Genomic DNA, 23,654 nt, shown 5'->3' with positions numbered 1-23,654 from the left:
CCCTGACCATGCCGCAATCCCAAGCCAAGAATCTGTCCCTGATCGCCGCAATCGACCTGGGCTCCAACAGCTTTCACATGGTCGTGGCCAAGGCCCAGAACGGCGAAATCCGTATTCTCGAGCGTCTCGGGGAGAAGGTTCAGCTGGCCGCCGGCATCGACGAAGAGCGCCACCTCAACGAAGAATCCATGCAGCGCGGGCTCGATTGCCTGAAGCGTTTTGCCCAACTGATCAGCGGTATGCCGCCGGGCGCCGTGCGGATCGTGGGCACCAACGCCTTGCGCGAAGCTCGAAACCGCGTCGAATTCATCCGCCGCGCCGAAGAAATTCTCGGCCACCCGGTGGAAGTCATCTCCGGTCGTGAAGAAGCGCGCCTGATCTACCTCGGCGTGTCGCACACCCTCGCCGATACGCCGGGCAAACGCCTGGTGGCCGACATTGGCGGCGGCAGTACCGAGTTCATCATCGGCCAGCGCTTCGAGCCGCTGCTGCGCGAAAGCCTGCAAATGGGCTGCGTCAGCTACACCCAGCGTTATTTCAAGGACGGCAAGATCACCCCGGCCCGCTACGCCCAGGCGTACACGGCGGCGCGGCTGGAGATCATGAGCATCGAACACGCCCTGCATCGCCTGACCTGGGATGAAGCCATCGGCTCCTCGGGCACCATCCGTGCGATCGGCCTGGCGCTGAAAGCCGGCGGTCACGGTACGGGCGAGGTCAACGCCCAAGGCCTGGCCTGGCTCAAGCGCAAGCTGATCAAACTCGGTGATGTCGAGAAAATCGACTTCGAAGGCATCAAGCCTGACCGTCGGGCGATTTTCCCGGCGGGCCTGGCGATTCTCGAAGCGATCTTCGACGCCCTCGAACTGCAACGCATGGACCACTGCGAAGGCGCACTGCGCGAAGGCGTGCTCTATGACCTGTTGGGCCGTCACCATCATGAAGACGTCCGTGAGCGCACGCTCAGCTCGCTGATGGAGCGTTACCACGTCGATCTGGAGCAAGCGGCACGGGTCGAGCGCAAGGCACTGCATGCGTTCGATCAGGTGGCGGAGGATTGGGAGCTGGACGACGGCGTCTGGCGCGAACTGCTCGGCTGGGCTGCCAAGGTCCATGAAGTGGGCCTGGACATCGCTCACTATCAGTATCACAAGCACGGCTCGTACCTGATCGAGCACTCGGACCTCGCCGGGTTCTCCCGCGAAGACCAACTGATGCTCGCGCTCCTGGTGCGTGGCCACCGCCGCAATATTCCCCGGGACCGGTTTGCCGATTTTGGCGATGAAGGCATCAAGCTGATTCGCCTGTGCGTGCTGCTGCGCTTTGCGATCCTGTTCCATCACATCCGCGGCACCCAGGAAATGCCTCAAGTGGCGCTGCACGCCAATGGTGACAGCCTGGAGGTGTTGTTCCCGGAAAACTGGCTGGACGACAACCAGCTGACTCAGGCTGACTTTGCGCTGGAAGCTGAATGGCTGACGCGTGTGGGTTTCGTGCTCAACGTCCGATAACCCCCCCGAAAAGCGCTCGCCGTACACGGTTCTGTAGGAGCACGGCTTGCCGGCGAAGGCGATTTCGAGGACGCCTTCGCGGGCAAGCCTCGCTCCTACGGGTCTGCGCGCTCAGGCGACACCTGTAGGAGCCAGCTTGCTGGCGATGGCGATTTCGAGGGCGCTATCGCCGGCAAGCCGGCTCCTACAGTAATAGTGTCAATGCAAACAAAAATGGCGATCCGCAGGGATCGCCATTTTTTTATGCCGCGTGAAGGTTAACGCACCGCCAGAATCGGGCTGCCCAACCGCTCCAGCAACGTGGCCTGGGCACTGCGCGGGTTCTGGTTGCCGGTCGGCGTGTTGCGGATGTAGCGACCGTCCGCCTGCAGGCTCCAGCTGTGAGTGTTATCGGTGAGATAAAGCTCCAGCTCTTTCTTGACCCGCATGATCAGCTTCTTGCCTTCCACCGGGAAGCAAGTCTCGACGCGCTTGTCGAGGTTGCGTTCCATCCAGTCGGCACTGGAGAGGAACATCTGCTCTTCACCGCCATTGAGGAAGTAGAAGACCCGGGTGTGTTCCAGGAAGCGGCCGATGATCGAGCGCACGTGGATGTTGTGCGAAACCCCGGCGATGCCCGGACGCAGGCAGCACATGCCGCGCACCACCAGATCGATGCGCACGCCGGACTGGCTGGCCTTGTACAGCGCGCGGATGATCTTCGGATCGGTCAGCGAGTTGAACTTGGCGATGATGTGCGCCGGTTTGCCGTCGAGGGCGAACTGCGTCTCCCGGGCAATCATGTCGAGCATGCCCTTCTTCAGGGTAAACGGCGCGTGCAACAGCTTCTTCATGCGCAGGGTTTTACCCATGCCGATCAGCTGGCTGAACAATTTGCCGACGTCTTCGCACAAGGCGTCGTCGGAGGTCAGCAGGCTGTAGTCGGTGTACAGACGGGCGTTGGCCGCGTGGTAGTTGCCGGTACCCAAGTGGGCGTAACGCACAATCTCGCCGGCTTCGCGACGCAGGATCAGCATCATCTTGGCGTGGGTCTTGAAGCCGACCACGCCGTAGATCACCACCGCACCGGCCGCTTGCAGACGGCTGGCCAGTTGCAGGTTGGACTCTTCGTCGAACCGCGCGCGCAATTCGATCACCGCGGTGACTTCCTTGCCGTTACGCGCCGCATCCACCAGCGCATCGACGATTTCCGAGTTGGCGCCGGAGCGGTACAACGTCTGACGGACCGCCAATACGTGCGGATCCTTCGCCGCCTGACGCAGCAAATCGACCACAGGCGTAAACGACTCGAACGGGTGCAGCAGCAGAATGTCCTGCTTGCTGATCACGCTGAAAATGTTCTCGCTGTTCTGCAGCAGTTTCGGGATCTGCGGCGTGAACGGCAGGTATTGCAGCTCGCGCTGACTGTCGAGGCCGGTGATGCTGAACAGGCGGGTCAGGTTGACCGGACCGTTGACCTGATACAGCTCGGTCTCGTGCAGGTTGAACTGCTTGAGCAGGTAGTCGGACAGGTGTTTCGGGCACGTGTCGGCCACTTCCAGACGCACCGCGTCACCGTAGCGACGGGAGAACAGCTCGCCGCGCAGGGCGCGGGCCAGGTCTTCCACGTCTTCGGTGTCGACGGCAAGGTCGGCGTTTCGGGTCAGGCGGAACTGGTAGCAGCCCTTGACCTTCATGCCCTGGAACAGGTCATCGGCGTGCGCGTGGATCATCGACGACAGGAAGACGTAGTTGTCACCAGGGCCGCCGACTTCTTCCGGCACCTTGATCACTCGCGGCAGCAGACGCGGGGCCGGGATGATCGCCAGACCGGAGTCGCGACCGAAGGCGTCGATACCTTCGAGCTCGACGATGAAGTTCAGGCTCTTGTTCACCAACAACGGGAACGGGTGCGTCGGGTCGAGGCCGATCGGGGTGATGATCGGCGCGATCTCGTCGCGGAAATAACGGCGGACCCAGGTTTTGAGCTTGGTGGTCCAGTAACGGCGACGGATGAAGCGGACCTGATGTTTCTCCAGTTCCGGCAACAGAATGTCGTTGAGGATGGCGTACTGGCGGTCAACGTAACCGTGCACCAGCTCACTGATCCGGGCCAGGGCCTGGTGCGGTTGCAGACCATCGGCGCCGGCCTGTTCACGGGCGAAGGTGATCTGCTTCTTGAGACCGGCCACACGAATTTCGAAGAACTCATCCAGGTTGCTGGAGAAAATCAGCAGGAACTTCAGCCGTTCCAGCAACGGATAGGACTCGTCCAGCGCCTGCTCCAGCACGCGGATGTTGAACTGCAGTTGCGAGAGCTCGCGATGGATGTACAGGCTGCTGTCATCCAGGCCCGGAATGACAATCGCTGGTGCCGCCGGCGCGGTTTCGACCACTACCGCAGGCGGAGCAGGCTCCAGCTCCGGCGGGGTTTCGGCGATCGGCTCCACCACGGGTTGAGCCTCTTGTACTGCAACTTCAGTGAGTCCTTCGGTATTCATCGAATGTTCCTGGGAGGGCTATTTTTGCTCTCGTAACAATTGAGCAGCACGTACGGCAAAGTAAGTCAGGATGCCATCAGCGCCTGCACGTTTAAAAGCGGTCAGGGATTCGAGGATAACCCCTTCGCTCAACCAGCCATTCTGGATCGCCGCCATGTGCATGGCGTATTCACCGCTGACCTGATAAACAAAAGTCGGCACTTTGAATTCTTCTTTGACCCGGTAAAGGATATCCAGATACGGCATGCCTGGCTTGACCATGACCATGTCTGCGCCTTCTGACAAGTCCGCCGCCACTTCGTGCAGGGCTTCGTTGCTGTTGGCCGGGTCCATCTGATAGGAGGCCTTGTTGGCTTTGCCCAGGTTCAGCGCCGACCCCACCGCATCACGGAACGGGCCGTAATAGGCGCTGGCGTACTTCGCCGAATAGGCCATGATCCGCACGTTGACGTGATCGGCCAGCTCGAGGGCTTCGCGGATCGCCTGAATGCGACCGTCCATCATGTCCGACGGAGCCACCACTTGAGCACCGGCTTCGGCGTGGGACAGGGCCTGCTTGACCAGTGCGTCGACAGTAATGTCGTTCTGCACGTAGCCTTCTTCGTCGAGGATACCGTCCTGACCGTGGGTGGTGAACGGGTCCAGCGCGACGTCGGTGATCACCCCCAGTTCAGGGAACTGCGCACGCAGGGCGCGAGTGGCGCGCTGGGCAATGCCGTTCGGGTTCCACGCTTCGGCGGCGTCCAGCGACTTGAGTTCCGGTGGTGTGACCGGGAACAGCGCTACGGCTGGAATCCCCAGTTCAACCCACTTGGCCGCTTCTTCCAGCAACAGGTCGATGGTCAGGCGTTCAACGCCGGGCATCGAGGCCACCGCTTCGCGACGGTTTTCACCGTCCAGCACAAACACCGGCAGGATCAGGTCATCAACGGTCAGGACGTTTTCACGAACCAGTCGACGCGAGAAATCATCACGGCGGTTACGGCGCAGGCGGGTGGCTGGAAACAAGCGATTGGCGGGGGTAAAACTCACGGCAGACTCCTGAGCCCGCGCTGGCGGGCGAGCGTGACAGTTATAAGCGGCCATTATGACCGTGGTATTACAGTTGTGTGCACCCCCGCGACACGTAGTCGCATTCCATTGTCCTTGTAGGAAATGTTCACGTCGAGACACATTTGGACACTTTCATGAATGTGCACGAAGGGTTAGGCTGCGCGTTCATTTCGCCAGCACCCAGACAATGCTCCAACAATTTCTGCATGACTTCGGCTACTTTGCCCTTTTTCTCGGCACGTTCTTCGAAGGCGAAACCATCCTGGTGCTCGCAGGCTTCCTCGCGTTCCGTGGATACATGGACATCAACATCGTGGTGGTCGTGGCGTTTTTCGGCAGTTATGCCGGCGACCAGCTGTGGTACTTCCTGGGACGCAAGCACGGCCGCAAGTTGCTGGCGCGCAAGCCTCGCTGGCAGATGATGGGCGACCGGGCACTGGAACACATTCGCAGGCACCCGGACATCTGGGTGCTGAGCTTCCGTTTTGTCTACGGTTTGCGCACGGTGATGCCGGTGGCGATCGGCCTGTCGGGTTATCCGCCGGGACGTTATTTGTTGCTGAACGGGATCGGCGCCGCGATCTGGGCGGCCGCACTGGCGGCTGCGGCCTATCACTTCGGCGCGGTGCTCGAAGGCATGCTGGGCAGCGTCAAGAAATATGAGCTGTGGGTGCTCGGCGCCCTGCTGGTGCTGGGCTTCGGCCTGTGGCTGCGTCGCCGCTTCAAGAATGCGCGCCTGGCCAAGCAGGTTTATGCCGAAGAGCAGGCCTTGAAAGCCGAACAGGCCAAGGCCGCCGAGGTCAAGACGCCAAGCGAGTGAAGCGGTTTCTGCAACAGTAGAGACCGATTCCGCTGAGCAGGCTGTAACTCAGCAGGCCGACCCAGCCCACCGCGCTGGCCGGCCACAGCCCGAGCAGCGGCGCCAGCCACACCAGCGGCACGTTCGACGCCAGCCGCAGCAGCTCCAGCTTCAACGCCCACGGGCGATTCTCCAGGGCCACGCCCAACGTAAACAACCCCAGCGCCACGGCGCTCCAGCCGAGCACCAGCGCGGCGGTCGGCAGGTGCGGCTCGAAGTTCATCAAGTAACTGCCCAGCGCGACGTAGACGCAGAACTGCAACAGCACATAAATCTGCTGACGCCCGTCCAGCGGCACTTCGAATTTGCGGAACTGGCTCAAGTCCGGCTTGCTCATCGGGTATTTCGCCGCCACATCCGCTGGCCGCCAACCGGTGCGCATGAACCAGATCCGCAGCTTGTCCCACGTGCTTTCAGCCCGTCGCGCGTCATCCCACAGCTGCGCGTAAAACTGCACGTTCGCCCACAACGGATTCCAGCTCGCCAGTGGCGTGGTCACGCCGAAAATCACCGGCTCGTTGTCGTCTTCTTCCTGGAACGATCCAAACAGACGGTCCCAGATAATGAACACCCCGCCGTAGTTGCGATCCATGTAGAGAGCGTTCTGTGCATGGTGGGCCCGATGGTTGGATGGCGTGACGAAGAACCACTCGAACCACCCGAGCTTGGGAATGTGCCGGGTGTGCACCCAGAATTGATACAGCAGGTTCAGCGCAGCGACGCTGACAAACACCAGCAGCGGCACGCCGAGTACCGCCATCGGCAGGTAGAAAATCCAACTCAACAGGAAACCGGTACTGGTCTGGCGCAACGCCGTGGAGAGGTTGTAGTCCTCGCTCTGGTGATGCACCGAATGTGCGGCCCAGAGGATGTTGCGCTCGTGGCCCATGCGATGCAGCCAGTAGTAGCAGAAGTCGTAGAGAACGAAGGCGAACACCCAGACCCAGACGCTGTCGGCAGAGAGTTCGAACAGCGCCAGATGCTTGAGCGCAAAGGCATAGGTCACCAGCCCCACGCCCTTGGTCAACAGGCCCGTGGTGGTCGACAGCACACCGGTGCTGATGCTGTTGATCGCGTCGGCCACCCGATAGTTGCTGACTCCGCGCCAACGGTCGGCCAGCAGCTCGACGGCAATCAGTACAAAGAAGAACGGCACCGCATACAGAATGAAGTCCATGACGCGCCCTGATCGGAATCTTGAGGACAGATGCTAGGTGTAGCCGCGAATTGAACCTATGGCAACGAGTGACAAATTAGTGGACATTTAACGCCATGAATCTGGAGAAAAGCCCATGAGCAAAAAAATTGCAGTGATCCTTTCCGGCTGTGGCGTCTACGACGGCGCCGAGATCCACGAAAGCGTGATTACCTTGCTGCGACTGGATCAGCGCGGCGCGCAGGTGCAGTGCTTCGCCCCCAACATCGCGCAGTTGCACGTGATCAACCACCTGACCGGCGAAGAAATGCCCGAGTCGCGCAATGTGCTGGTGGAGTCGGCGCGGATCGCCCGGGGCAACATCAAGGATATTCGCGAAGCTGACGTCGAAGAGTTCGATGCGCTGATCGTGCCGGGTGGTTTTGGCGCGGCGAAGAACCTGTCGAACTTCGCCATCGAAGGCGCTGGCTGCACCGTGCAACCCGATGTTCTCGCCCTGACCGAGGCGTTTGCCGAAGCGGGCAAACCGGTCGGGCTGATCTGCATCTCGCCGGCGCTGGCCGCGAAGATTTATGGACCGGGCGTGACCTGCACCATCGGCAATGACGCCGATACCGCCGCCGCGATGAACAAGATGGGCGCCACTCACAAGGATTGCGCAGTGACTGACATCGTTGAAGACAAAGCACGCAAGCTGGTGAGCACCCCGGCGTACATGCTGGCGCAATCGATCAGCGAAGCAGCGTCCGGCATCAACAAACTGGTCGACCGCGTGCTAGAACTGACCCACGAAAACGACGCCTGACACGGATTACTGTAGGAGCTGGCTTGCCAGCGATGAGGCCGTAACATTCAGCGCATCATTTGCTGACTGTTCGATTGCTATCGCTGCGGCGATCCGACAAGCCAGCTCCTACAGGGGTTAACGCAGGGTTCAGGATTTACGGGTCAGCCGCGTCAGGATCCGGTCCAGCGCATTGGCAAACGCCTGCTTCTCGCGCTCGCCAAACGGCGCCGGCCCGCCGCTCATCTGCCCCTGTTCACGCAAGTCGGTGAACAGGTTGCGCACCGCCAACCGATCACCCATGTTCTGCGCGTCGAACTCCTTGCCTCGCGGGTCCAGCGCCGCCACGCCTTTCTTCACCAAGCGGTCCGCCAGCGGCACATCGCTGCAGATCACCAGCTCACCAGGCACCGCGTGTTCCACCAGATAGTCGTCCGCCGCATCCGGCCCGCTCGGCACCACGATCAACTTCACCAGCGCCAGCCCCGGCTTGATCTGCGGCTGCCCGGCCACCAGCACCACCTCGAACTGACGCTTGAGGGCGAACTTCACTACCAGATCCTTCGCTGCCCGGGGGCAAGCGTCGGCATCGATCCACACACGCATAGAGTTTTTCCCCTTTAAAAGCTTCGCGGGCAAGCCTCGCTCCTACAGGTTATACGCGCCCACAAAAAACGCGCGAATCCTGTAGGAGCGAGCGGTGCGGCGACCCGACTTGCCCGCGAATGTGAGCGCAGCGAATGCTGTCAGGAAACCGGCACCCGCCGCTTCTCCGCCACCCTGCTACGCCCATACAGCACGATAATCGCAATGATCGCCACCGCCTGCGCACTCAACGAATACGCATCTGCGTGAATACCCAGCCAGTCGAAGTCAAAGAACGGCACCGGCCGTGTGCCGAAGATCCCGGCTTCCTGCAACGCCTTCACGCCATGACCGGCAAACACCACCGACAGCGCGCACAACAACCCGGCGTTGATACTGAAGAACAGCGACAGCGGCAGTTTCGCCGAGCCCCGCAGGATCACCCATGCCAGGCCAACCAACAACACCAGCGCCGTCGCCCCGCCCGCCAACACCGCGTTATGCCCCGCCGGCCCCGCCTGCAACCACAGGGTTTCGTAGAACAGAATCACTTCGAACAGTTCGCGGTACACCGAGAAAAACGCCAGTGTCGCAAAACCGAAACGGCCACCGCCGCCTACCAGGCTGCTCTTGATGTAATCCTGCCAGGCCGCCGCGTGGCGACGGTCGTGCATCCACACGCCGAGCCAGAGCACCATGACCGCGGCGAACAACGCCGTCGCACCTTCCAGCAATTCACGCTGCGAGCCGCTGACATCAATCACGTACGCCGCCAGTGCCCAGGTCGCCAGACCGGCCAGCAACGCCAGGCCCCAACCAACGTTGACGCTGCGCACCGCCGATTGCTGGCCGGTGTTGCGCAGGAAGGCAAGGATCGCCGCCAGCACCAAAATCGCTTCCAGACCTTCGCGCAGCAGAATCAGCAGCCCGGAGATGTAACTCAAGGACCAACTCAGGCCATCACTGCCCAACAGGCCGGCAGACTCTTTCAACTTGGCTTTGGCCGCCTCCAGACGCTCTTGGGCCTGGGCTATCGGCAAACCGTCCTGCAACGACTGACGGTACGCCATCAGCGATTTTTCGGTGTCCTTGCGCACGTTGGCGTCGACGTTGTCCAGCGAGCTTTCGACCAGTTCGAAACCTTCCAGGTACGCCGCCACCGACAGGTCATAGGCTTGGTCGTGATCGCCGGCACGATAGGCCGCGATACTTTTGTCCAGCGTTGCAGCGGTGTAATCGAGCAATTGCGCCGGGCCACGCTTGACCTGCGGCGGTTGCGCACGCTGCGCACGGAAAGTCGCTGCCGCTTGCGGGCCTTCGGCAGCCAGCACTTCGGCCGGAGTCTGACGGGCCAGGTCGGCGATGTTGTAGGTCTTTTCAGATGCGGCTGCGGCCGGATCGGCACTGAAACCGGCGATGTAGGTCGCCAGGTCCCAGCGCTGACGATCGTCCAGCTGGTCGGCGAAGGCCGGCATGTCAGTGCCTTCGACACCCATCCCCAAGGTGTTGTAGATCGCGTACAGGCTCAGGCGATCCAACCGCGCGGCATCGCGCAGATTGGCTGGCGGCGGCGTCAGGCCGACACCGGCTGGGCCATCACCGGCCCCCGCATCGCCATGACAGACCGAGCAATGCTGGGTGTACATCGACGCACCACGGGCTGGATCCGGTGTAATGATTGGCGCCTGACTGACCTCATAGGCCACCGCCAGCTTCGCACCGAGCTGCCGTGCCTGACGGGAAACGTCCGAGCCGTCCTGCCGCGCAGCAATGGATTTGCGCAGTGTGCTGACACCCTGCTCCAGCACCGCTTTTTCCGGCTTGGCCGGCAGGGCAGCGATCAGGCCTTGCAGCACCTTGCTGAATTCCAGCTGCTCGCGGTATTCAGACTCATTGATGACTTTGCCGGACTCGACCGACTCCGGGTAATCGGCGCCGATGTAATCAAGCAAATGCAGCGCTTGCGGCGCACCTTCTACGGTGTCGGCCAGCAGATTGGAACTGCACAAGGCAAACAGCGGCAATACCAGCCAGGCCAAGAAACGGGACGGGGCAGTCATGAATGAATCTCAATTGGAAATACGAAGTAACACATTGTTCACTTCGAATGAGTTTCGCTCAAGCTTTGTTGTCTGAAACGCCGTCGCAGACCTCGATTGGTGCTTTTTCCAGATGATGGCATCTTTATGTTTAGCAGCAATCAAAAAGCCATTACTGCGCCACCTTCCCTGTCTATAATGACGAGCCTTCAATTGATCGATATGGCACTCAAAGCTCCTCTGCTTATGAGGAATTGGCAGGACGCCCGTCTGCGCCGATAGGTCCAAAAAGCCCGACCAGCAAGCGCGGCTGATCACCATTCACGGAAGAAGTACCTATGGCCTCCCGCGCCCTTGCAGTGATTGCGGTCAGCGCTGTCACGCTCCTCTCCGGCTGTTCGGTGTTTCGCAACTACGACTCGGAGCTCGCACAAACCAACATGCAGCTGGCTTCCGGCAATATCGATGCGGCGCTGACCCTGCTGGAAAAGAACAACTTCGGTGCCGACAAGGACCTCCTCTACTACTTCGAGAAGGGTGAACTGCTGCGCGCCAAGGGCGATCTGTCTGGCAGCCAGAACGCCTGGAACAGCGCCGATGTCGTGGTCGGTCAATGGGAAGAGTCGGTCAAACTCGATGCCGGCAAGTACCTCGCTCAGTTCGGCAGCTTCCTGGTGAACGACAAGGTCCGCCGCTACGAAGGCTACGACTACGAAAAAGTCATGCTGACCACGCAAATGGCCCTGAATCTGCTGGCCGTCAACGACTTCGACGGCGCACGTATCGCGATCAAGAAAACCCACGAACGAGAAGCGGTGATCGCCGACCTGCGCGACAAGGAATACCTCAAGAGCGAAGAGGAAGCCGATAAGGTAGGCATCAAGACCGAGTTAAAAGACTTGTATGGCTATCCCGTCGCCAGCCTCGACGCACCTGAAGTGGTTGGGCTGAAAAACAGCTACCAGAGTGCCTTCAGCCATTACCTGGCCGGCTTCGTCTACGAAGCCCTGGGCGAAAAAGGCCTGGCCGCACCGGGTTACCGCACAGCAGCCGAACTGCGCCCGAACACTCCGCTGCTGGAGCAGGCATTGAAGGATCTGGACCAAAAAAGTGCCGAGGACGAAGACAGCGACATCCTGATCGTCGTGCAAAGCGGGCTGGCGCCGGCCCGGGGCTCGATCCGCTTGCCACTGACTCTGCCGATCAGCAACGGCGTGGTGATCGCTCCGCTGTCCTTCCCGGTCATCAAGCCAGATACCTCCACCGCCCCGCTCACCCAGATTGGCGTGGACGGTCAGCAACTCACCCTGACGCAACTCAACAGCATTACCACCATGTCCCGCCGCGCACTGCGTGACGACATGCCTGGCATCATTGTGCGCACCACTGTTCGTGCGGCTACCCGTGGCGTGGCGCAGGAAAAGATCCAACAAGTCAGCCAGTTGGCGGGCATGGCAGTCGGTTACAGTTCAACCGTGCTCGAAGGTGCCGATACCCGTACGTGGCGCACCCTGCCGGACAACACCCATGTCGTGCGCCTGCGCCTGAAGAAAGGCGAGCACCAGGTCGCGGTTGGAACGACAGTGCTCAAGATCACCGTTGACCAGCGCTATCAAGTCATCAGCCTGCGCGCCGTGGGCAACCAGGTCTTCGCCAGCGGCCTGGCCGTTCACGCGACCCCGAGCGCCAGCCCGACAGCCGTGGCCAGCTTCAAACAACTTTAATTACGGAGTCTTCCCATGCGCTTCAAACTCATCGCTGTCGTCATCCTGGCCTTGTTGGCCGGTTGCGCCACAACAGCCGCCAGCAAGGTCGTGGCCTTGGGCAAGCTAAGGGACATTGAGGTCGACGCCATGCGTGTCGCCCGGGAAAACGGCTTCATTACGGTCAATACACAGCTGAGCAACACCAGCTCCGACAACAAGACCTTCTACTACCGCTTTGCCTGGCTCGACCCTGATGGCTTCCCGGTTGCCGAAGAAGAAACCTGGAAGAGCCAGATGATGTACGGCGAGCAGACCCGCTACATTCAGGCCATAGCGCCCACCCCCAAGGCCGTGGATTTCCGCCTGGAAATCAATACGCCTTAACACCCTATTCGTTCAGCTTCAGAGAGCATTCCCATGTTTGTACGCTTTTCGATTATTGCCGCTATCGCCCTCCTGGCCAGTGGTTGCGCCAGCAACCACCCACCGACCCTGGGCAGCAAGAACACCAGCTATGGCGACACCAAGGCTGTGGAAACCATCACCAACGAGTTCAGCTCCACCGACCTGCAGATCATCGCCGAGTCCATGACCCGCTCTCTCGCCCAGTCCGGCATTCTGCGTGGACGCCCGGTGGTCCAGGTCTACGACGTGAAGAACAAGACCAGCGAATACATCGACACCCGTGAAATCACCACCACCATCAAGACCCAACTGATGAAATCGGGCACGGCACGCTTCTCCAGCGACAACGCCGACATGCAGAACCAGGTTGATCAGATCCAGCTGCAAAACCAGAGCGGTCTGTACAAGAAAGCCACCGTGTCCAAGATCGGCAACATGATCGCCGCCAAATACCGCCTTGAAGGTTCGATCAGCTCGATCGTCAAGCGCAGCAGCGAGTACAAGGACGTCTTCTACAAATTCAGCCTGCAATTGATCGACGTTGAAAGCGGTCTGGCCGAGTGGATGGACGAAAAAGAGATCCGAAAAACTACGGAGCATTAATCAATGCGCGCATGGATTGGGATGATGGCCCTGGCTTGCACGTTCAGCGTGCAGGCGGCCCCGAAAGTCGCAGTAACCGACCTGGCATACGAGGAGCGCGTGGAGCAGTACATCCACACCGTTTCGTCCAAGGACAATTACCGCGAGGGTGAGTACAGCTCCAGCGGTTCTTCGAGCTACGACTCGTTCGAATCCAAAACCAGTTACATCGAGCAAACCGAGCTGCGCAAATTCACCGGCGACATCAAGGGCCAGATGCTGCGCTCCGGAATGTTCCAGCTGGTGCAAGGCAAGCCGCACACCGCCGAATCCAAAGTCGATATCTATGACGTGATCGAGCGGATCAAGGCCGGCAACTTCGAGGGCGCCGACTATGTACTGTTCGGCACCTTGTCGGACGTAGACTTCAACAGTGATGTCAACGAGATACCCAACACCAACAGCTATTCCTCGGTGCTGGCACTGACCCTGGTGGCGGATTTCAGCCTGATCGACACCAAAACCTTCGAAATCACCTCGGCCTTCACGGCGATGGGCGAAGGCCAGGACACCAAGTTGACGAACCATCGGGACGCGAAGATCTCACAGAGTCGCCCACGGTTGGTACGTGAGGTGTCCAAGTCCCTGGGGGAAGATGTGGCTCGTCAGTTGAGCGAACAACTGGGTGGCAGCGGGAATGAGCAGCAAGAGCAGGCGCCGTTGAGCAATAACCTGCCAGAGGATACAGAGCCGGTCATTTTGCGCTGATCCCTTGAACGAAAAAGGCGACCTCAAGGGTCGCCTTTTTTGTGCCTGGCGGTTTTACACCGCCGCTTTGCGCAGCGTCGCCATAAACGCCGCAGCGCCAATGAACAGCCCGGCAAACGTGCGGTTCATGCGTCTTTGCTGCTTGGGCGTGCGCAACATGCGCAGCACTTTGGACGCCAGCCCGGTGTAGCCGGCCATGACGATCAGGTCAACGCAGACCATGGTTACGCCGATGATCAGGTATTGAACCAGTAATGGCGCATGCGGATCGATAAACTGCGGCAACACCGCCAGCATGAACACCAGGGCCTTGGGGTTGCTGATGTTGACCAGGAAACCGCGAAACACCAGGGCCATCGGCTTGCCGATCTGACGCACCGCCGCGTCATCGCTCATGTCGCTGGGCAGTGCGCGCCATTGCTTGATCGCGAGATAAACCAGGTACGCCACGCCAAACCATTTGATCGCATAAAAAGCGCTGGCCGACGCCGTGAGGATCGCGCCGACACCGGCGCCGACAATCGCGATCTGCACCGCCAGGCCCAGTTGCAGGCCCAGGGCATTCCAGTAACCACGCCAGAAACCGTATTGCAGGCCGCTGGACATCGACGCAATGGCGCCGGCACCGGGAGACAGGCTGATCACCCAGCAGGCGGCAAAAAACGCCAGCCATGTTTGAAGCTCCATCGCACACCTCGACTCAGACTCGTAAACAGATGTCTAAGCTAATGCGGCTTTGGGCCGATGACCATCGATTTTTTGCAGGATGTTGCGGTCGCCGACCAGCGTTTGCAGCTTTGAGGGCTTACTTTTCAAACCCGCTGGAAGGGAATACATCCGTACCGCGCCAGCGTCGAACCGAGCGCTGGAAGAACAGGCTGTTAGGCACCTGAACCATCGCACTGCCGGTCCCAAGCTCTTCAGCTTCGATCAACGTGGTGTAAAGCAGATTGATCGCCACCACCCGACCTTTGACGCCAGGCTTGTCAGTGGTGTCCACCAACTCGACCACATCGCCGAGGCGAAACGGGCCGACGGTGAAGATCAGGATCGCGCAGAGCAGATTGGAGAGCACGCTCCACATGGCGAAAAACGCCACCGCCGCTACCGCGACGAAACCGGACAGCGCGGTCCAGAGCACCGTCGCCGACACCCCGAGGCGTTCCAGCACGAAAATCAGCGCGCTGCCCATGATCAGCCAGCGCAGGCCGCCCCGCAGCGGCATCAGCAACTGCGGCGGAAACGGGTAGCGCTCGCCCAGGCGTGTCAGGCACTTCGCGACAAAGCGCTGGGTGAAGTAACCGGCCAACAGAATCAGCAGGATTTGCACGACGAGCCAGATCGGCTCGACCCACACCGCCGGCAGCGGCAGCTTGAACGCCTCCATCAGGACAGCGCCTCCAGCTCCGCCTGCATGCTTTCCAGCAATTCCAGGGCTTCCATCCAGGCTTCTTCCAGTTCGGCTTCACGCACTTTCAGCTTGGCTTGCTCGGCCAGCAGATCACGCAAGTCGTTCTTGCGCGCCGGCTCGTAAATGTCGCTGTCGCCGAGGCTGGTATCGATCTTCGCCAGCTTCTCGTGGAGCTTGCCCAGCTCGGCTTCGAGCTTGTCAGCCTCACGCTTGTGCGGTGCCAGTTGCTGACGCAACGCAGCGGCGGCCTGACGCTGGGCCTTCTTGTCAGTCTTGTCCGGATTGACCGGCGTGGAGCTGACCGGGGCGTTGCGCTGACGGTAGTCGACCAGCCAACGGGCGTAGTCTTCCAGGTCGCCGTCAAACTCCTCGACCTTGCCGTCCGCCACCAGATAGAAATTGTCGGTGGTGCTTTTGAGCAAATGACGATCGTGGGAGACCACCAGTACCGCACCGCTGAATTCCTGCAGGGCCATGGTCAGCGCCAGGCGCATTTCCAGGTCCAGGTGGTTGGTCGGTTCGTCGAGCAGCAACAGGTTCGGCCGTTCCCAGGCGATCAACGCCAGGGCCAGACGCGCCTTCTCGCCACCGGAGAAGTTCAGCACTGGCTCGTCGATGCGCGCGCCGCGGAAGTCGAAACCACCGAGGAAGTCGCGCAACGTCTGCTCACGCTCGGTTGGCGCCAGACGCTGCAAGTGCAGCAACGGGCTGGCCTTCGAGTCGAGGGAATCGAGCTGATGCTGGGCGAAGTAACCGACGACAGTGTTCTCGCCACGGGTCAGCCGACCGGCCAGCGGCGAAAGCTCACCGGCGAGGTTTTTGATCAGGGTCGATTTACCGGCGCCGTTGGGGCCGAGCAAACCGATGCGCGCGCCGGGGGTCAGTTGCAGCTTGACCTTCTCCAGCACGGTTTTGTCGCCGTAGCCCAGACGGGCATCGGACAGATCGATCAGCGGGCTGGAAATCTTCGTCGACTCGCGGAAGACGAAGTCGAACGGCGAATCGACGTGGGCGGCGGACAACTCTTCCATCCGCTCCAGCGCCTTGATCCGGCTCTGGGCCTGGCGGGCCTTGGTGGCCTGGGCCTTGAAGCGGGCGATATAGCTTTCCATGTGCGCACGTTGCGCCTGCTGCTTCTCGTAGGCCTGCTGTTGCTGGGCCAGACGTTCGGCGCGGGCACGTTCGAAAGCGCTGTAACCACCGCGATACAGGGTGATCTTGCGTTGGTCGACGTGGGCCACGTGATCGACCACGGCGTCGAGAAAATCCCGGTCGTGGGAAATCAGCAGCAAGGTGCCGGGATAACTTTTCAGCCATTCTTCGAGCCAGATGATGGCGTCGAGGTCCAAGTGGTTGGTCGGTTCGTCGAGCAGCAGCAAGTCCGAGGGGCACATCAATGCCTGCGCCAGGTTCAGGCGCATCCGCCAGCCACCGGAGAAATCGCCGACCTGGCGATCCATCTGCTCATTGGTGAACCCAAGCCCGGCCAGCAGCTTGCGGGCACGAGCGTCGGCGGTGTAACCGTCGGCGCTGTCGAGTTCCGAGTGCAGGCGGGCCAGAGCGGTGCCGTCATGGGCGGCTTCGGCCGCGGCGAGGTCACGTTGCACCTCGCGCAGGCGCAGGTCGCCATCGAGCACGTAGTCGACCGCCAGGCGTTCGAGCGTCTCGATCTCCTGGCGCATGTGGGCGATGCGCCAGTCGGCCGGCAGGAAGCAATCACCCGAGTCCGGGTGCAGTTCGCCCCGGATCAAGGCGAACAGGCTCGATTTGCCGGCGCCGTTGGCACCGATGAGGCCGGCTTTGTGGCCGGCGTGCAGGGTCAGCTCGGCGTCTTCTAGCAGACGTTGCGGGCCACGCTGTAAAGTCAGGTTCTGAAGTCGAATCATAATGGCGGCGGAGTCTACCAGCTTCGCTCGCAACTGGCGCGAGTAGCACTATGTCCTCTGACCTGTGGAGCTTTTCCCTTGGCACTTACGCCCGTCCCGGCGTTGAAGCCGCGTGCCTGACCCTGCAATCGGCGGGGGTGAATGTGTGCCTGTTGCTGTGCGGGTTGTGGCTGGGCCAGCGGGGAGTCGCCTGCAACGAGCATCGACTGCAGCAGCTTCGCAACGTGGCGCAGCCTTGGGACGCGGATGTTGTTCAACCGCTGCGCGCCTTGCGCATGCGATGGAAAGTCGTCGCGACTGAGGACGCCGAACTGAATGCGTTACGCGAACAAGTAAAAACGCTGGAGCTGGAAGCCGAGCGGCATTTGCTGATGCGGCTGGAGCGAGCGGCGTTGAATTGGCCGCAGTGTGAGGCGACCGATTTATCGGCCTGGCTGGAGGGTGTGGCGGCGGGCGCCGCCCACCTGGACCGCGACGCGCTGCATCAGCTGCGCGTCGCGGCAACCGGCACTTAGGAAGCGCTGGTTGGGGTGGAGCTGGTGCTCGACGGTGCGACAGGCGTTGGCGCCGTGGTGACTGTCGAGGTGGAGGCTGCTGGTGCAGGCGCGGCCGAAGCGGATGGCGCCGGAGTCGCTGGCTTGGCAGCAATTACCGGGGTCGGCTTGGCAACAGCGGCCGGTTTTTTCACGGCTGGTTTGGCTGCTGGCTTGGCAGCTGGTTTTGCAGCCGGCTTGGCAGCGGCAGGTTTGGCTGCTGGTTTCGCTGCGGCAGGTTTTGCCGCGGTGGCTGGCTTGGCAGCGGCGGCAGGTTTTGCAGTCGCAGGTTTTGCAGCAGCAGTCCTGGTAGCGGCCGGTTTGGCAGCAGGTTTCGCAGCAGCAGTTTTAGCCGCTGGTTTTGCAGCTGGCTTGGCAGCGGTTTTAGCGGCGACTGGCTTGGCAGCAGGCTTCGCAGCGGCAGGTTTGGCGGCTGGTTTTGCAGCCGTTTTAACTGCCGGTTTTGCGGCGGGTTTGGCCGCTGCAGTTTTCGCTACGGCCGGTTTTGCAGCAGTGGTTTTTGCAGCCGGTTTTGCGGCAGCTGTTTTGGCAGCGGCTGGCTTGGCAGCAGGTTTGGCAGCAGCAGTTTTAGCGGCTGGTTTTGCAGCCGGTTTAGCAGCGCTGGCAGCGACTGGTTTTTTCGCCGCAGGTTTAGCTGCAGGTTTAGCCGCCGCTTTCACAGGCGCCTTGGCGGCAGGTTTGGCCGGTGCTTTTGCAGCAGCCGGTTTGGCAGCGGCTTTCTTCGCAGGGGCCGCAGCAGGCTTGGCCGCACGCAAGGACAACGCCTTGGCGACAGCCTCTTGAACACGACCGACGCCCTGGGCCAGTTTCAGGCTTTCCTGGGCATCGCGCTTGAGTTGCAGAATGTAGGCGCGGGTGTCGGACTGACGATCCTTGAGGGCATCGAGCACGTCTTCGAGTTGCTGCACGCCGTCCTTCGCCTTGGCTTGTGCCTTGGCTTTGCCGGCCGCCGCAGCGTCCTGCAATTTGGTGCGGGATTTGTGCAATTTCTCTTGTGCTTTTCCGCGCTGTTTTTCCAGTTTGGCGAGCAGTTTTTCAGCATCAGCCAAGGCTTGGGAACAAGCGGTTTCCAAATGCTCGAGCAAGCTGCCCGACAGTTGTTGGAGTAAGTGCAACGGGGTATTTACAGGCTTCTTGGTGGCCGACATGGTTTACCTCCTGGCTGACGTGGGTGCGGCTCATACTAGACCTCTGCTGCTACCGCCGCTAGGGCATGTTGACAGTATCGAAAGCGTCGCGTTGCAACGGATCGAAAATCTTCTGCGCTTACGCAAAACAAGTTCACTGTCGAACGCATTCACACTGGCATAATCTGCCGCATCTCAGGTCGGAGAGTGCCCATGTCGCGCTACCTTTTTTTATCGCTGTGCGTGTTTTTTTCCATCGCCCAAGCCGCCGAAAAAACCAAGGAAAATGAAGCTCACGATCTCGCTTACAGCCTGGGCGCGAGCCTCGGCGAACGCTTGCGCCTGGAGGTTCCCGACCTGCAACTGCAGGCGCTGGTCGAAGGTTTGCAGCAGGCCTATCAAGGCAAACCCCTGGCCCTGAAAGATGAGCAGATCGAACAGATTCTGACCGAGCACGAAGCGCAGGCAGCCTTGCAGCCGACCCCGCCACAGAGCGAAGCCTCTCTCGAAAAAGAGCATCGATTTCTCGCCGAAGAAAAAACCAGACCCGGCGTTCGCGAACTGGCCGATGGAATATTACTGACGGAGCTGACACCCGGCACCGGCGCGAAAGCCGGTCCGAATGGCAAGGTTCAGGTGCTGTACGTCGGTCGTCTTCCCGACGGCACCGTGTTCGATCAGAACACTCAACCGCAATGGTTCAGTCTCGACAGCGTGATCAGCGGATGGCGCAGCGCGCTGCAAAACATGCCGGTCGGTGCGAAGTGGCGATTGGTGATTCCATCGGCCCAAGCCTATGGCGCCGACGGTGCCGGCGACTTGATCGAGCCGTTCACGCCGCTGGTATTCGAAGTCGAATTGCGCGGCGCCACCAGCTAAACAGCGGAAACGAAAAACGGCGCGCAAAGCGCACCGTTTTGAGGTGTGGCAGGAAGGGGTTCAGGCCTGAACCGAATCCTCTTCCTTGTGAGCGGTGTGCAGCACTTCGATCAGGCAGTCTTCCAGTTCGAAGCGTTCGTGCAACAGGCCACCCAGCTCCTTGAATTTCTCTGCTACGCACTTGCCTGCGTCACACAGGTCGTTGAACGCGAGCAGCTTCTCGGTGATGACGTCGATGCGCGGGTAGATGGTCTCGGCGAGTTCCAGACCACGCTTGTCGTTGAAAGCCTTGGCCTCCCCCGTCAGCTGTTCGTAGATCTCGAAGTGCCCGGCAGACACGTAATCGACCAGCACGCCGCAGAATTCCTGCAATGGCTTGCGGTTCTCACCCAGCGCCTCAGGCTTGGCGCCGAGATCATCATAGGCCCGAACCAGTTCGTGACGTTCCTGCAACCAGCGATCGATCAGCAGATGCACTCCACCCCAGCGTTCCTGAGCATTCTGACAACTTTCGAGCATGGCGGTCTCTCTTCCCTTGTGGGTCATGCTGCTCTACACCTGTCGCACACTTGAAGATCAAGAGTCGGCCAGGCAGAGCGTCATTCGAGCAACATAATTCCAATGACACGTGCGGGCCAGATTATGCCCGCGCGACTGTGGCTTCAAGGTACGCAGCAGATAAAGTTCATACAAGTGTTTAATCGCCGACCAGCGCCCGGTGCGACGACGTGCCGCTGAGCGGTCGCTGACAAGCGATCCAGACCACGCGCAGCAACTGGTAGACACTCAGGATCGTCATGGCGATGAAGAAGAGCAGACTCCACTCGGGAAGGCTCAGGTCAAACAGCGTCCAGGAAATCTGTGCGCATTCGGCCGCACCCTTGAACATCTGCTGCACCACATAAACCAAGGGGGTGCTTGCGAACGGGTCCGCCAGGCTGAGCGAGCACGCTGACAGCTGTTGCACCGGATCGCCTTGCAACAACACCTGACGCCACGCTGTCACCGTACCCGCCAGACTGCACAGCAAACCGAGCAGCCAGTACAGGAACGAACCGAAGCGACCGGGGCCATGAACCGAAGCCATCAGGCAGACACCCGTGAGCACCGCCAGGCAAATCCGCTGTAAAAGGCACAGCCCGCAGGGCTTGAGGCCGACTGCATATTCCAGGTAGTAGGAAACGCCCAACGCCAGCGCGCCGGCAATGAAAACCATGAAAAACAAGGAGCGTGAGCAGGCCAACGTCATGGCTTTTCCGTACCAGTAGAGACAAGTGGTTACGGTAGAGGAAAGCGCAGCAGCGTTTCAAGGCAAGCCAGCAAGGACACTTCAACAGAGGTGTAGGGAATTCCCGACAGAAGCGAGAGGATCAGGTGTAGTCCTCTGTAGGACTTTGCCGTCGAGGCTCTACGAATGTAAGAAAACGTCGCTGCAACACCTACTGCGTGGCGAGAGAGCTTGCCCCCCTCGCCACACAATCAGGCATGAACCGGCGCCGGTAGCGGCGCGGCCAGCAAGCGTTCGTCCAGCAAACCAAGGCCTTCCTGAAACAGCTGATTGCTGCGCTCGGTGTCGCCCAGTTGCGCCAGCAGCCGAGCCAGCTCGGCACAGGCTTCCGGGTTGCGCTGCACGCGCAGGCTGCTTTCCAGATAGTCCCGGGCCTTGCCCCACAAACTGTTTTGCAGACACAGACGACCAAGGGTCAGCAACAGGCTCGGGTCAGCCGGATGATCCTTGAGCCAGCCCTCGGCGGTCTGCAATTGACGCGCAGAGTCACTGCCGCGAACCAGCCCGTAAAGGCGTGCCAGATGGCTGTCGTAGTTGCGCTTGAGCGCCGTTCGCAGGACCTCTTCGGCCTCAACCTGCGCGCCCAGTTGCCGAAGTTGCTCGGCATACGCCAATACCAGTTGCGGTTCCTGGCGCTGAGCCGAGGTGAGTTGTTGCCAGGCGCGGTTGAGCGATTGCAAACCCACCGTCCCGTCTTCTTCCTGACGCGCAGCCAGGGACAGGTTTTCGCCCCAGGCCCGGCGCTCAAGTTCGGCCAGCTCGGCCGCCGGCAGGACCTTGTCCTTGCGCAGCTCCGGCAGCAGGCGAATCACCGCTGACCAGTCGCCGCGCTGCTGATGCAAGCGTTGCAACTGGCGCAAGGTCTGTACGTTGTGAGGGTGACGCTCATGCATCGCCTGCAACGTCGACAGGGCGCCGTCAGTGTCGCCACGGTCGGTCTGCAATTGGGCGTGACTCAGGGCAATCGCCAACTCGGCCTGAGGCTGTCGCTCCAGTGCGCGCTCCAGCAGGTTGTCGCTTTCTTCGTAATGACCTTGTTCGTTCGCCGCGCGGGCAGCGCCGAGGTAGTAAAGCAGCGGCTGGCGCTCGGCTTCGGCGGCGCGATGCAGATGACGCTGCGCGCTGGCCCAGCGACCCTCAGCCAAATCCAACTGACCGTGCTCGATCGCCACTTGCACCCGACGACTGCGATTGCGCCGCGACCATGGGTTGACCACGCCACTGGAGGTCGTCACCAATTCGATCAACGCCTTGATGCCCCAGAACACCAGCCACAGCACCGCCACCAGCGCCAGGGTGGCCCACAGGCTCGATTCGAAACGGAAGCTCTTGTAGGCGATCAGCACGTAGCCGGAATGCTCGGCAATCGCCAGCCCCAACGCGGCGGCAACGGCAATGGCCAGAAACACGATCACATAGAGGCGTTTCATGGCGTGGCCTCCTGCGCGGTGCTTGCGGCAGGTTTGGCCATGGGTTTGATCGAGTCCTCGGCGTTGACATTACGTCGCTCGAGATAGCCCTGAACCGCGCTCAGCGTACCGGTCAGGTCCGGCGTGACCACGGTGACCGGCTGCTTGCTCAGTTCGCCAACCTGTTCGAGCATCACTTTGCTCTGCGGGTTGTCCGGGTTGAAATTACCCTTGAGCACGTCCCGCGCCTCGGCCAGCGCCTGGGTGTAGACCGCAGCCTGACCATTGAGCGCCGCCCACTGCGCCTGCTCCAGCGCCAGGCTCAAGGCCAGGCGCACCTGGCTCAGGCTCTGCCCTGCCAGCAGCGGACGGACATTTTTATCGGCATTGAAATCGATACGGATGTAACGCGAGATCTGATCCCACCACTGCGCCCAACGACTGGCGCCGTCGCCATCGGCGGTCAGGCCCAGCAGCGAATCGCCCCGGTCCTTGTACTCGGGAGCCAGCTCGGTGAGGCTGACCACCTGATCGCGCAGCGCACCCAGTCGCAGGAACAGGCCGGTGCGATCCGGCTGTTCGGTACTGCGCAAGGCGACCAGGGTTTTCGCCACTTGCTCGCGAGCGGCAAAGGAACCTGGATCGTTCTGTTCGCGAAGAATTTCGTCGGCGCCCTGCACCAGGGCCTGAGCGCTGTTGATGTCCTGCAACGCCGAAAGACGCAGGCTGGCCAGGCGCAGCAAGTGTTCGGCCTCAGCCAGACGCCAGTCCTTGCGGCTGGCGCCGAGGACGGTTTCCAGGCGTTGATTCAAGCGCTGCTGATCGCCTTGCAGTTGAATCACCAGCCGGCTGCGGGCATCGAGTTCTTCGGCGGCAGGCATTTGCTCAAGGCGTGCGCTAAGGCGCTGTTCGTTGAGCTTCAGGCTTTGCGCCTGATCGTTCAACGCCTGCACCTGACTCAACTGCTCCTGTGTATTGGCTTGCAGGTGACGCACCTGCCAGACACCCCAACCGCCCACCGCCACACCGGCGGCGCCCAGCAACAGCGCGACGATTGCCAGCCCATTGCCTCGGCGCTGCTCTGCAGCAGGTGGCGCACTTTCTACCGGTGCATCTACCGGCGCATCGATCAATGGCCGGGAGTCATCTTTAGGCAAGGCTGTTTCGCTCAC

Annotated in this window: 22 protein-coding genes; 9 read left to right on the top strand and 13 right to left on the bottom strand. The window is 60.8% G+C overall.

Going from position 1 to position 23,654, the window contains the following annotated elements:
- Nucleotides 1-8: 8 nt before the first annotated feature.
- The gene (ppx, locus tag KGB25_RS00300) at nt 9-1,511 is read left to right on the top strand and encodes an exopolyphosphatase (RefSeq protein ID WP_008024297.1); all 1,503 of its coding nucleotides are present in this window, start codon (nt 9-11) and stop codon (nt 1,509-1,511) included.
- Between the two features lie 257 nt (nt 1,512-1,768).
- On the opposite strand, the gene ppk1 is transcribed toward ppx, so the two are convergent.
- Both ppk1 and hemB read right to left on the bottom strand, forming a co-directional pair.
- A complete protein-coding gene (gene ppk1 / locus KGB25_RS00295) occupies nt 1,769-3,991 on the bottom strand; it encodes a polyphosphate kinase 1 (RefSeq protein ID WP_192227494.1) in 2,223 nt (740 codons plus the stop codon).
- 18 nt (nt 3,992-4,009) lie between these two features.
- Complete coding sequence (gene hemB, locus KGB25_RS00290; RefSeq protein ID WP_010465043.1) at nt 4,010-5,023, bottom strand: porphobilinogen synthase; 1,014 nt, start codon at nt 5,021-5,023, stop codon at nt 4,010-4,012.
- Nucleotides 5,024-5,231: 208 nt separating this feature from the next.
- Here hemB and KGB25_RS00285 point away from each other — a divergent pair, with 208 nt between their 5' ends.
- The gene (locus KGB25_RS00285) at nt 5,232-5,864 is read left to right on the top strand and encodes a DedA family protein (protein WP_192416652.1); all 633 of its coding nucleotides are present in this window, start codon (nt 5,232-5,234) and stop codon (nt 5,862-5,864) included.
- On the opposite strand, the gene KGB25_RS00280 is transcribed toward KGB25_RS00285, so the two are convergent.
- Nucleotides 5,845-7,080 (bottom strand): sterol desaturase family protein, encoded by a 1,236-nt coding sequence (locus tag KGB25_RS00280; RefSeq protein WP_192416651.1) that lies wholly within the window; start codon nt 7,078-7,080, stop codon nt 5,845-5,847. The two genes, KGB25_RS00285 and KGB25_RS00280, sit on opposite strands and share 20 nt — an antisense overlap.
- 115 nt (nt 7,081-7,195) lie before the next feature.
- On the opposite strand from KGB25_RS00280, the gene elbB reads away from it, so the two are divergent.
- On the top strand, nt 7,196-7,864 hold the full coding sequence (gene elbB, locus KGB25_RS00275) for an isoprenoid biosynthesis glyoxalase ElbB (RefSeq protein ID WP_008024305.1): 669 nt from the start codon (nt 7,196-7,198) through the stop codon (nt 7,862-7,864).
- Nucleotides 7,865-7,993: 129 nt separating this feature from the next.
- Here elbB and KGB25_RS00270 read toward each other — a convergent pair whose 3' ends face one another.
- A complete protein-coding gene (locus KGB25_RS00270; protein WP_192227491.1) occupies nt 7,994-8,449 on the bottom strand; it encodes a YaiI/YqxD family protein in 456 nt (151 codons plus the stop codon).
- A 140-nt stretch (nt 8,450-8,589) separates the two neighbouring features.
- Entirely contained in the window at nt 8,590-10,488 is a 1,899-nt protein-coding gene (locus KGB25_RS00265; RefSeq protein WP_223434016.1) for a cytochrome c/FTR1 family iron permease, read from the bottom strand.
- 317 nt (nt 10,489-10,805) lie between these two features.
- Between KGB25_RS00265 and KGB25_RS00260 the strand changes: the two genes are divergently transcribed.
- From KGB25_RS00260 to KGB25_RS00245, 4 genes are read left to right on the top strand one after another with little or no spacing between them, the layout of a single operon-like run.
- Complete coding sequence (locus tag KGB25_RS00260) at nt 10,806-12,191, top strand: COG3014 family protein (RefSeq protein WP_223434015.1); 1,386 nt, start codon at nt 10,806-10,808, stop codon at nt 12,189-12,191.
- A gap of 15 nt (nt 12,192-12,206) precedes the next feature.
- Nucleotides 12,207-12,557, top strand: coding sequence for a YcfL family protein (locus KGB25_RS00255; protein ID WP_008040661.1), 351 nt, complete (start codon nt 12,207-12,209; stop codon nt 12,555-12,557).
- Between the two features lie 33 nt (nt 12,558-12,590).
- Nucleotides 12,591-13,181, top strand: coding sequence for a penicillin-binding protein activator LpoB (lpoB, locus tag KGB25_RS00250; RefSeq protein WP_207284919.1), 591 nt, complete (start codon nt 12,591-12,593; stop codon nt 13,179-13,181).
- Between the two features lie 3 nt (nt 13,182-13,184).
- A complete protein-coding gene (locus KGB25_RS00245) occupies nt 13,185-13,928 on the top strand; it encodes a hypothetical protein (RefSeq protein WP_008040655.1) in 744 nt (247 codons plus the stop codon).
- A 54-nt stretch (nt 13,929-13,982) separates the two neighbouring features.
- Here KGB25_RS00245 and KGB25_RS00240 read toward each other — a convergent pair whose 3' ends face one another.
- The 3 genes from KGB25_RS00240 to KGB25_RS00230 form a co-directional block, all read right to left on the bottom strand.
- A complete protein-coding gene (locus tag KGB25_RS00240; RefSeq protein WP_008024319.1) occupies nt 13,983-14,615 on the bottom strand; it encodes a LysE family transporter in 633 nt (210 codons plus the stop codon).
- 118 nt (nt 14,616-14,733) lie between these two features.
- A complete protein-coding gene (locus KGB25_RS00235; RefSeq protein WP_192227486.1) occupies nt 14,734-15,315 on the bottom strand; it encodes a mechanosensitive ion channel family protein in 582 nt (193 codons plus the stop codon).
- Nucleotides 15,315-17,225: an ATP-binding cassette domain-containing protein gene (locus tag KGB25_RS00230; RefSeq protein WP_223434014.1), complete on the bottom strand. Its 1,911-nt coding sequence runs from the start codon at nt 17,223-17,225 to the stop codon at nt 15,315-15,317. Before KGB25_RS00230 ends, KGB25_RS00235 begins: the two co-directional genes overlap by 1 nt.
- A gap of 50 nt (nt 17,226-17,275) precedes the next feature.
- Here KGB25_RS00230 and KGB25_RS00225 point away from each other — a divergent pair, with 50 nt between their 5' ends.
- The gene (locus KGB25_RS00225; protein WP_223434013.1) at nt 17,276-17,740 is read left to right on the top strand and encodes a TIGR02444 family protein; all 465 of its coding nucleotides are present in this window, start codon (nt 17,276-17,278) and stop codon (nt 17,738-17,740) included.
- Here KGB25_RS00225 and KGB25_RS00220 read toward each other — a convergent pair.
- Nucleotides 17,737-18,927, bottom strand: a complete 1,191-nt coding sequence (locus tag KGB25_RS00220) for an AlgP family protein (protein ID WP_223434012.1) — start codon at nt 18,925-18,927, stop codon at nt 17,737-17,739. The two genes, KGB25_RS00225 and KGB25_RS00220, sit on opposite strands and share 4 nt — an antisense overlap.
- A gap of 192 nt (nt 18,928-19,119) precedes the next feature.
- On the opposite strand from KGB25_RS00220, the gene KGB25_RS00215 reads away from it, so the two are divergent.
- On the top strand, nt 19,120-19,785 hold the full coding sequence (locus tag KGB25_RS00215) for an FKBP-type peptidyl-prolyl cis-trans isomerase (protein ID WP_008040643.1): 666 nt from the start codon (nt 19,120-19,122) through the stop codon (nt 19,783-19,785).
- A 60-nt stretch (nt 19,786-19,845) separates the two neighbouring features.
- On the opposite strand, the gene rsd is transcribed toward KGB25_RS00215, so the two are convergent.
- The 4 genes from rsd to KGB25_RS00195 all read right to left on the bottom strand — a co-directional run bounded on the left by rsd (nt 19,846) and on the right by KGB25_RS00195 (nt 23,654).
- Entirely contained in the window at nt 19,846-20,304 is a 459-nt protein-coding gene (gene rsd / locus KGB25_RS00210) for a sigma D regulator (protein WP_150631439.1), read from the bottom strand.
- A 178-nt stretch (nt 20,305-20,482) separates the two neighbouring features.
- On the bottom strand, nt 20,483-21,034 hold the full coding sequence (locus tag KGB25_RS00205; protein WP_223434011.1) for a disulfide bond formation protein B: 552 nt from the start codon (nt 21,032-21,034) through the stop codon (nt 20,483-20,485).
- Nucleotides 21,035-21,264: 230 nt separating this feature from the next.
- Nucleotides 21,265-22,503: a heme biosynthesis protein HemY gene (locus tag KGB25_RS00200; protein ID WP_192416641.1), complete on the bottom strand. Its 1,239-nt coding sequence runs from the start codon at nt 22,501-22,503 to the stop codon at nt 21,265-21,267.
- Entirely contained in the window at nt 22,500-23,654 is a 1,155-nt protein-coding gene (locus KGB25_RS00195; RefSeq protein ID WP_192227479.1) for a uroporphyrinogen-III C-methyltransferase, read from the bottom strand. Before KGB25_RS00195 ends, KGB25_RS00200 begins: the two co-directional genes overlap by 4 nt.

This window comes from Pseudomonas sp. BF-RE-21, assembly GCF_019947305.1.
Lineage (GTDB): Bacteria > Pseudomonadota > Gammaproteobacteria > Pseudomonadales > Pseudomonadaceae > Aquipseudomonas > Aquipseudomonas migulae.
This window is presented reverse-complemented; position numbering and strand designations above follow the sequence as displayed.

Bases quoted from the DNA above. Each gene is read 5' to 3' on its own strand.
- KGB25_RS00205 (WP_223434011.1), bottom strand. From the start codon at position 21,034: ATGACGTTGGCCTGCTCACGCTCCTTGTTTTTCATGGTTTTCATTGCC.
- KGB25_RS00235 (WP_192227486.1), bottom strand. From the start codon at position 15,315: ATGGAGGCGTTCAAGCTGCCGCTGCCGGCGGTGTGGGTCGAGCCGATC.
- KGB25_RS00230 (WP_223434014.1), bottom strand. From the start codon at position 17,225: ATGATTCGACTTCAGAACCTGACTTTACAGCGTGGCCCGCAACGTCTG.
- KGB25_RS00270 (WP_192227491.1), bottom strand. From the start codon at position 8,449: ATGCGTGTGTGGATCGATGCCGACGCTTGCCCCCGGGCAGCGAAGGAT.
- KGB25_RS00280 (WP_192416651.1), bottom strand. From the start codon at position 7,080: ATGGACTTCATTCTGTATGCGGTGCCGTTCTTCTTTGTACTGATTGCC.
- ppx (WP_008024297.1), top strand. From the start codon at position 9: ATGCCGCAATCCCAAGCCAAGAATCTGTCCCTGATCGCCGCAATCGAC.
- KGB25_RS00225 (WP_223434013.1), top strand. From the start codon at position 17,276: ATGTCCTCTGACCTGTGGAGCTTTTCCCTTGGCACTTACGCCCGTCCC.
- KGB25_RS00215 (WP_008040643.1), top strand. From the start codon at position 19,120: ATGTCGCGCTACCTTTTTTTATCGCTGTGCGTGTTTTTTTCCATCGCC.
- KGB25_RS00265 (WP_223434016.1), bottom strand. From the start codon at position 10,488: ATGACTGCCCCGTCCCGTTTCTTGGCCTGGCTGGTATTGCCGCTGTTT.
- elbB (WP_008024305.1), top strand. From the start codon at position 7,196: ATGAGCAAAAAAATTGCAGTGATCCTTTCCGGCTGTGGCGTCTACGAC.
- rsd (WP_150631439.1), bottom strand. From the start codon at position 20,304: ATGCTCGAAAGTTGTCAGAATGCTCAGGAACGCTGGGGTGGAGTGCAT.
- KGB25_RS00285 (WP_192416652.1), top strand. From the start codon at position 5,232: ATGCTCCAACAATTTCTGCATGACTTCGGCTACTTTGCCCTTTTTCTC.
- KGB25_RS00220 (WP_223434012.1), bottom strand. From the start codon at position 18,927: ATGTCGGCCACCAAGAAGCCTGTAAATACCCCGTTGCACTTACTCCAA.
- KGB25_RS00240 (WP_008024319.1), bottom strand. From the start codon at position 14,615: ATGGAGCTTCAAACATGGCTGGCGTTTTTTGCCGCCTGCTGGGTGATC.
- KGB25_RS00245 (WP_008040655.1), top strand. From the start codon at position 13,185: ATGCGCGCATGGATTGGGATGATGGCCCTGGCTTGCACGTTCAGCGTG.
- lpoB (WP_207284919.1), top strand. From the start codon at position 12,591: ATGTTTGTACGCTTTTCGATTATTGCCGCTATCGCCCTCCTGGCCAGT.
- KGB25_RS00200 (WP_192416641.1), bottom strand. From the start codon at position 22,503: ATGAAACGCCTCTATGTGATCGTGTTTCTGGCCATTGCCGTTGCCGCC.
- ppk1 (WP_192227494.1), bottom strand. From the start codon at position 3,991: ATGAATACCGAAGGACTCACTGAAGTTGCAGTACAAGAGGCTCAACCC.
- KGB25_RS00260 (WP_223434015.1), top strand. From the start codon at position 10,806: ATGGCCTCCCGCGCCCTTGCAGTGATTGCGGTCAGCGCTGTCACGCTC.
- KGB25_RS00255 (WP_008040661.1), top strand. From the start codon at position 12,207: ATGCGCTTCAAACTCATCGCTGTCGTCATCCTGGCCTTGTTGGCCGGT.